The 7352-nt window shown below is 67.6% G+C and carries 6 protein-coding genes; 4 read left to right on the top strand and 2 right to left on the bottom strand.

Annotated features, from left to right (window positions below; all coding sequences use genetic code 11):
- Positions 1-607 (top strand): acyltransferase family protein (locus tag ACE3TL_RS10040; protein WP_374578551.1); only part of this gene is annotated, 607 nt, incomplete at its 5' end.
- A gap of 67 nt (positions 608-674) precedes the next feature.
- On the opposite strand, the gene ACE3TL_RS10035 is transcribed toward ACE3TL_RS10040, so the two are convergent.
- Both ACE3TL_RS10035 and ACE3TL_RS10030 read right to left on the bottom strand, forming a co-directional pair.
- Positions 675-1034, bottom strand: coding sequence for a DUF305 domain-containing protein (locus ACE3TL_RS10035; RefSeq protein WP_305325721.1), 360 nt, complete (start codon positions 1032-1034; stop codon positions 675-677).
- A 17-nt stretch (positions 1035-1051) separates the two neighbouring features.
- The gene (locus tag ACE3TL_RS10030) at positions 1052-1453 is read right to left on the bottom strand and encodes a four-helix bundle copper-binding protein (protein WP_305325720.1); all 402 of its coding nucleotides are present in this window, start codon (positions 1451-1453) and stop codon (positions 1052-1054) included.
- Positions 1454-1819: 366 nt separating this feature from the next.
- Between ACE3TL_RS10030 and ACE3TL_RS10025 the strand changes: the two genes are divergently transcribed.
- The 3 genes from ACE3TL_RS10025 to cueR all read left to right on the top strand — a co-directional run bounded on the left by ACE3TL_RS10025 (position 1820) and on the right by cueR (position 7332).
- Positions 1820-4228: a heavy metal translocating P-type ATPase gene (locus ACE3TL_RS10025; protein ID WP_305325719.1), complete on the top strand. Its 2409-nt coding sequence runs from the start codon at positions 1820-1822 to the stop codon at positions 4226-4228.
- A gap of 162 nt (positions 4229-4390) precedes the next feature.
- The gene (locus ACE3TL_RS10020; RefSeq protein ID WP_305325718.1) at positions 4391-6901 is read left to right on the top strand and encodes a heavy metal translocating P-type ATPase; all 2511 of its coding nucleotides are present in this window, start codon (positions 4391-4393) and stop codon (positions 6899-6901) included.
- Complete coding sequence (gene cueR / locus ACE3TL_RS10015) at positions 6898-7332, top strand: Cu(I)-responsive transcriptional regulator (RefSeq protein WP_305284678.1); 435 nt, start codon at positions 6898-6900, stop codon at positions 7330-7332. Before ACE3TL_RS10020 ends, cueR begins: the two co-directional genes overlap by 4 nt.
- Positions 7333-7352: the final 20 nt, after the last annotated feature.

Below are 7352 nucleotides of genomic sequence, written 5' to 3'. Positions count from 1 at the left end.
CGCTCTTCTCTTCATGGCGCTGGACCAGTTCTACCAAGCCGCCTTCGGCGATGTCGTGGTGCACGCCGAAGCGAGCATGGGCATCCTGCGCATCATCCCGGAATTCCTCTACGGGGTGGCCCTCTACCACTTGGGAGTACGGCTGCTGCTTGGTCGGCGGGCCGCTGTCCTCTTCGCCTGGGCGGCGGCGATTCTTCTCGTCGCGCTCATGCACCTGAAGGCCGATGACCGATGGGTCGTCGCCGCGGCGGGCCCGCTCGTACTGGCTCTGGCCATGCTATCGAAGGTACAAGCCGAGGGCGTCCTCAAGGCGCGCTGGCCCCGTCTCGGCGGCGAAGCCTCCTATGCGCTCTATCTCGTCCACATGCCCATCCTGATCGCCTGGAAGGGCGTCTGGTCGGCCGCCCAGGGGCGCGACAGCCAATATGTCCTCGGCTGGTGGGAGGTGGCCGCCCTCCTGGCGCTTTCGCTCTTAGCGGCCATCGCCCTTCACCTGCTGTTCGAAGGCCCGGCTCGTGCCTGGATTCGGCGCAGGGCGGATCGTCTTTGGCCCGCCCCTGAGGCGCGGGCCCAGATGCCGCCAGGCTCCCAGCCGCCCGACGTCTAGGTCATGGGGTCAGGGGCGAGCGATCGCCTTGGGCGGGCGCGGGGCACCCTGCCCGCCGCGGATGTGCTCAGGGCTTCGGCGTGCGTCCGCCATGCTTGTCGAGCCAGGCCTGCAGCTCGGCAATCTCCTTGCGCTGCTCGTCCGCCGTTTTCTGCGCCATCCTCTTGATCTCCGCGTCGTCACCATGCTTCAGCACCGCCTCCGACATGGAGACCCCGCCCCTATGGTGCTCGATCATCTTGAGCGCCCAGGCTCGATCGGGATCGGCGTCGTTGGCGGACATCATCTTCTGATGCATGTCCTGCATGCCCTTCATGTAGTCCTGCTTGGCCATTTGGCCGTGCTGCATCCCGGCGCCGCTCTGCTGAGCGACCGCCGGGGCGGCGAGCAGCACGGCCGCAGCCGCAACGATGGCGATCATTTTCATCTGTGAGCCTTTTGCGATCAGTGGAACGTCTGGAGGGCGGCCTGACAGGCCTGTTCGCACCGCCGGCACGACTCGGCGCAGATGCGGCAGTGCTCATGCATGCTGGCGTGACGCTCGCATTCCTCGGCGCAGAGGCGGCAAGCCTCCTCGCATGCCTTCAGTACACTCTGGATGATCGGCTCGTTTGAGCCGGTGCGGCGCGATGCGATGTGACCGGCCGCCGTGCAGATGTCGGCGCAGTCCAGGTTCAGGCGGATGCACTGGGTTAGCTGCGCGACCATCTCCTCGCCCAGGCAGGCGTCAGCGCACGACGTGCAGCTCTGAGCGCAGTCGAAGCACTCCTCGATACAGCGGATCAGGCTGTCATTTGTGTTTCCGCGGACCTGGGGGTGCGTACTGATCATTTCATGGGCGTGCATAGCCGTCCTCCGTATGCAGGTGAATGGCCGCTCAACCCCTCCCCGAGGCGCCGGTTCCGGATCTGGAAATAAACCGGAAAAGTGTGATCGCGCGTGAGGGGGTGAATGTCTGGCTGCGTATTCAAGGCTGCAGTGCGTTTCCTATAGTTCAGCCGGTCTGATGCCTTCTTGACCTTCCAACGACTGGAACGTGCAGGCTGGGGCCGCAAAGAGGTAAGCTGCCTTCAGCCGCGCGGCGCCGTCTCAGTAGCGGCGTCGCGCCGGCGTAGGCTCGGCGGGACCTCGAGGACTTAGTCGAGGGTTCTGCCCCGACGACTGCGTAGCGATTGATGACGGGCGGCTGTGCCGCCAATGGGAGCTACTCGCATGCCCGAAGACCCCGAAAAGCACGTCTCGACGGACGGCGCAGATGACGGAGCGCGCCCCCATCATCATCATGGCCATGAGCGCCACGGCCATAGTGGGCCGGACTCGGTCGCAGCGACAGCGGCCGTAAAGGATCCGGTCTGCGGAATGGACGTCGACCCGGCCAAGACCCCGCACAAGGCGCTCTACGAGGGTCACGAGTACTTCTTCTGTTCGGCCGGGTGCCAGGCGAAGTTCCAGAAGGAGCCCTCCCGCTATACGGCAAGCGCGCCGCGGCCTATGCCGGCGGCCCCGGTCGGCACGATCTACACCTGCCCGATGCATCCTCAGATCCGCCAGGTGGGGCCGGGCTCCTGCCCGATCTGCGGAATGGCGCTGGAGCCGGAGGTGATGACCTCCGAAACGGGCCCCAGCCCAGAGTTGAAGGATATGACCCGACGCTTCTGGATCGGGCTGGTCCTCGCCCTGCCCGTGTTCGCCCTGGAGATGGGGGGGCATCTCACGGGCATGATGATGCGCCTCGAAGGGCAGACCTCCGCCTGGATCCAACTGGCCCTCGCCACGCCCGTCGTCCTCTGGTCGGGGTGGCCGTTCTTCGAGCGGGGCGCGCGCTCGCTCGCGACCCGCAGCCTCAACATGTTCACGCTGATCGCCATGGGCGTCGGCGTGGCGTGGCTCTACAGCGTCGTCGCGACCTTGGCGCCGCACATCTTCCCGCCGGCCTTCCGGCGCGAGGACGGTTCGGTCCCGATCTACTTCGAAGCCGCCGCCGTCATCACGGTCCTCGTCCTCCTGGGCCAGGTCCTGGAACTACGCGCGAGGGAGCGCACCTCCGGCGCGATCAAGGCGCTTCTCGACCTGGCGCCCAAGACCGCCCGCAGGCTGCGCGACGACGGTTCGGACGAGGAGGTCACCCTCGACCTGATCGCCGTGGGCGATCGTCTGCGCGTGCGGCCCGGCGAAAAGGTGCCGGTGGACGGCGAGATCCTGGAGGGCCGGGTGTCCATCGACGAGTCGATGGTCACGGGCGAGTCCATGCCGGTGACCAAAGAACCCGGCGCGAAGGTGGTGGGCGGCGCGATCAACAAGACCGGCTCCTTCGTCATGCGCGCCGATAAGATCGGGGCGGACACCCTCCTCTCGCAGATCGTTCAGATGGTCGCCCAGGCCCAGCGGAGCCGCGCCCCCATCCAACGGATGGCCGACCAGGTCTCCAGCTGGTTCGTCCCCAGCGTGATCGCGGTCGCCCTTGTGGCGTTCGTCGTCTGGGCGCTCGTCGGCCCGGATCCGCGAGTTGCGTTCGCCCTCGTCGCCGCCGTCTCGGTCCTGATCATCGCCTGCCCCTGCGCGCTCGGCCTCGCCACGCCCATCTCCATCATGGTGGGCGTTGGGCGAGGGGCGCAGGCCGGCGTTCTGATCAAGAACGCCGAGGCGCTCGAGCGCTTCGAAAAGATCGACACCCTCGTGATCGATAAAACCGGGACGCTCACCGAGGGCCGACCGGCGGTCACAGCCATTCGACCTGCGCAGGGCCAGGATGAGGCCGAGGTCCTGCGGCTCGCCGCTAGCCTGGAGCGGGCGAGCGAGCATCCGCTCGCCGACGCCATCGTGCGCGCCGCCACGGAACGCGAACTGTCGCTCTCGCAACCTGCCGAGTTCGACTCGCCCGTCGGCAAGGGGGTGCTGGGTGTCGTCGATGGCCGCCGCCTGGTGATCGGCTCCGGGAAGTTCCTGAAGGAACAGGGTGTCGATACCGGGGCCTTGGAGGAGGCGGCAGACGCGCTCCGAACCGATGGCGCCACCGCGATCTTCATGGCGCTGGACGGCCAGGCGGCGGCGATTTTTGCGATCGCCGACCCGATCAAGACCACATCGTTCGCCGCCGTTCAGGGCTTGAAGGCGGAGGGCGTGCGCCTTGTGATGATGACCGGCGACAATCGCAAGACGGCTCAGGCGGTCGCGCGCAAGCTTGGCATCGACGAGGTCGAGGCGGAGGTTCTGCCGCAGGACAAGGCGGCCGTCGTCGAGAAGCTCATGCGCGAAGGCCGCAAGGTCGCCATGGCCGGCGACGGCGTGAATGACGCCCCTGCCCTGGCTGCCGCCGAAGTCGGCATCGCGATGGGGGCGGGCGCTGACGTGGCGATCGAGAGCGCTGGCGTGACGCTCTTGAAGGGCGATCTCGACGGGATCGTCAAAGCACGACGCCTGTCCCGTGCGGTGATGCGCAACATCCGCCAAAACCTGTTCTTCGCCTTCGCCTACAACGTCGCAGGCATTCCCGTGGCGGCAGGTGTTCTCTACCCGTTTACAGGTTGGCTCCTCTCGCCGGCCATCGCGGCGGCGGCCATGGCGCTGTCGAGCGTCAGCGTCATCACCAACGCCCTGCGCCTGCGCTCCGTCCGGCTTTAAGCCCGAAACCCCCATCCATCCGAGGGGGGCGGCTTTTCGCGCGCGTATTCCAAGGAGATCGATCGGCGACTCCGACCGTCGGCGGCAGATTCCGCGCGCTCTTGACCTTCCTATCATGGGAAGGCCCATTTGAGCTGGGCATCGTCGTTGAGGAGCCAGCCAATGCCCGAACAAATCCTTCAGCCGCTGGAGATTCCCGTCCTGGGGATGACCTGCGCGAGCTGCGTCGGCCGCGTGGAGAAGGCGATCTCGGCCGTCCCTGGCGTCGTTCGCGCCTCAGTGAACCTCGCCGCCGAGCGCGTCCACGTGGAGCTGACGCCCGAAGGCCAGTCTGCGGCCGTCGTCGAAGCGATCCGCAAGGCCGGGTACGAGCCGCTTGAACACACCCTCGAACTGAAGATCGAGGGCATGACCTGCGCCAGCTGCGTCGGGCGGGTGGAGCGGGCGCTTCGCGCCGCGCCGGGCGTGCTGCAAGCGCAGGTCAACCTCGCTACGGAGCGCGCCACGGTCACCGTGGTCGAGGGCGCTGATACAGCCGCCTTGGTCGCCGCCGTCGAAAAGGCCGGCTACCACTCCGCGCCGATCGTCGAAGCCGGCCCGGACTTCGCCGATCGCGAACGTGAGGCGCGCGCGGCGGAGGTCAGGGGACTGAAGCGGGCAGTGGGCCTCGCCGCCCTAGCGACGATCCCACTGTTCTTGATCGAGATGGGCCGCCATTTCGTGCCCGGCGCCCACCATCTCCTGGCAAGCACGATCGGCGAGCAGCCTTGGCGCTTGATCAGCTTCGCGCTGGCCGCCTTCGTGTTGTTCGGTCCGGGCTTGCGCTTCTATCGCAAGGGCGTGCCGAACCTCGTTCGGCGCACGCCGGACATGAATTCCCTCGTGGTGCTCGGCGCGACGGCCGCGTTCGCTTATTCAACCGTCGCCACCTTCATGCCCGGCCTGCTGCCGGCCGGAGCCAACCACATCTACTTCGAAGCCGCCGCCGTGATCGTCACCCTGATCCTGGTCGGACGCCTGTTCGAGGCCCGGGCGAAGGGCCGCACCAGCGAGGCGATCAAGCGTCTGATGACGCTGCAGGCGAAGACCGCGCGCGTGGAGCGGGCGGGTGCGGTCCTCGAGGTTCCCGTCTCCGAGGTCCTCGTCGGGGACGTCGTCGTGGTCCGGCCGGGGGAACGGGTGCCGGTGGACGGCGAAGTCCTAGACGGGGCCTCTTACGTGGACGAATCCATGATCACGGGCGAGCCGATCCCGGTCGAGAAAGGTCCGGGCGCCGCTGTGGTTGGCGGCACGGTCAACAAGACCGGGACTTTCCGCTTCCGCGCCACCAAGGTGGGCGCGGCCACCCTGCTCGCCCAGATCGTGCGGATGGTCGAGGCCGCCCAGGGCGCCAAGCTGCCGATCCAGGCTCTCGTCGACAAGGTCACCAGCTGGTTCGTGCCGGCCGTCATCGTCGGCGCTGTCTTGACCTTCGCCGCCTGGCTGATCTTCGGCCCCAGCCCGGCGCTGAGCTTCGCGCTGGTCAACGCCGTGGCGGTGCTGATCATCGCCTGCCCGTGCGCCATGGGCCTAGCGACCCCCACGTCGATCATGGTCGGCACCGGCCGCGCCGCGGAGCTGGGCGTCCTCTTCCGCCGCGGCGAGGCCCTGCAGAGCCTGCGCGACGTCCAGGCGGTCGCCTTCGACAAGACCGGGACACTGACGCTCGGCCGCCCGATCCTGACGGATGTCCGCGTCACGGATGGGTTCACGGAGTCCGATCTCCTGCGCTTGGTGGCGGCAGTCGAAAGCCGCTCGGAACATCCGATCGCCCAGGCGATCGTCGAGGCGGCCCAAGCCCGCGGCTTGCAGCTGCCCGAGTTGTCCCGCTTCGCGGCTCTTCCCGGCTTCGGCGCTGAAGCGCTCGTCGATGGCCAGCGGATCCAGGTTGGCGCGGACCGCTTCATGGCGAAGCTCGGTGTCTCGGTCGCCGCCTTCGCCACGGACGCGGAACGCCTCTCAGGTGAGGCCAAGACGCCGATCTATGCGGCGATCAATGGCGAACTCGCAGCCATCCTCGCCGTGGCCGACCCGATCAAAGACACCACGGCCGAGGCCCTGGCGGCGCTGAAAGCGGCGGGTCTGAAGGTGGTGATGATGACCGGAGACAATCGGCGGACGGCGCAGGCGGTCGGCGCGGCGCTCGGCTTGGACGAGGTGATCGCCGAGGTGCTGCCCGACGGCAAGGTCGCCGCCGTGAAGGACCTGCAGCAGCGCTATGGCCGCGTGGCCTTCGTCGGCGACGGCGTCAACGATGCCCCGGCCCTGGCGAGCGCCGACGTCGGGATCGCCATGGGAGCTGGAACGGACATCGCCATCGAGAGCGCCGACGTGGTGCTGATGCGCAGCGACCTGCGCGGCGTGGCCACGGCGATCGCGCTCAGCCGTGCGGTGCTGCGGAACATCCGCCAGAACCTGGTCTGGGCGTTCGGCTACAACGTGGTGCTGATCCCGGTCGCCGCCGGGCTGCTCTACCCGGGCTTCGGCCTGTTGCTCTCGCCCATGGTCGCCGCTGGCGCCATGGCCCTCTCCAGCGTCAGCGTGCTCGTCAACGCCCTGCGCCTTCGCGCCTTCAAGCCTTTGGCCCCCCGATCGGTCGCATTCCAGCCCACAGTCCAAGGAGCCGCCGCATGAACATTGGTCAGGCGTCAAAGGCCACCGGCGTGACTGCTAAGATGATCCGCTATTACGACGAGATCGACCTGGTGCGGCCGGCGAGCCGGACGGACTCGAACTACCGCGAATACGACGATCGCCAGATCAACGAGCTTCGCTTCATCAAGCGCGCGCGCAGCCTGGGCTTCTCTATGGACGAGATCACCCAGTTGTTGTCGCTTTGGCGGGATCGTGCGCGGCCCAGCCGAGAGGTGAAGGCCATCGCGGACCGCCACGTGGCGGATCTCGACGCCCGTATCGCCGAGATGCAGGCGATGGCCGACACGCTGCGCCACCTCTCACACTGCTGCGCAGGCGACGATCGGCCGGACTGCCCGATCCTTACGGATCTGACGGAAGGCAAAGAGCCGTCGGTGCCCGCCAGACGGCGGCCGTCCTTCAACCGCTAGTCCTGTAAAATCCGCCCGGC

The organism is Phenylobacterium sp., assembly GCF_041920015.1.
Taxonomy (GTDB): domain Bacteria; phylum Pseudomonadota; class Alphaproteobacteria; order Caulobacterales; family Caulobacteraceae; genus Phenylobacterium.
This window is presented reverse-complemented; position numbering and strand designations above follow the sequence as displayed.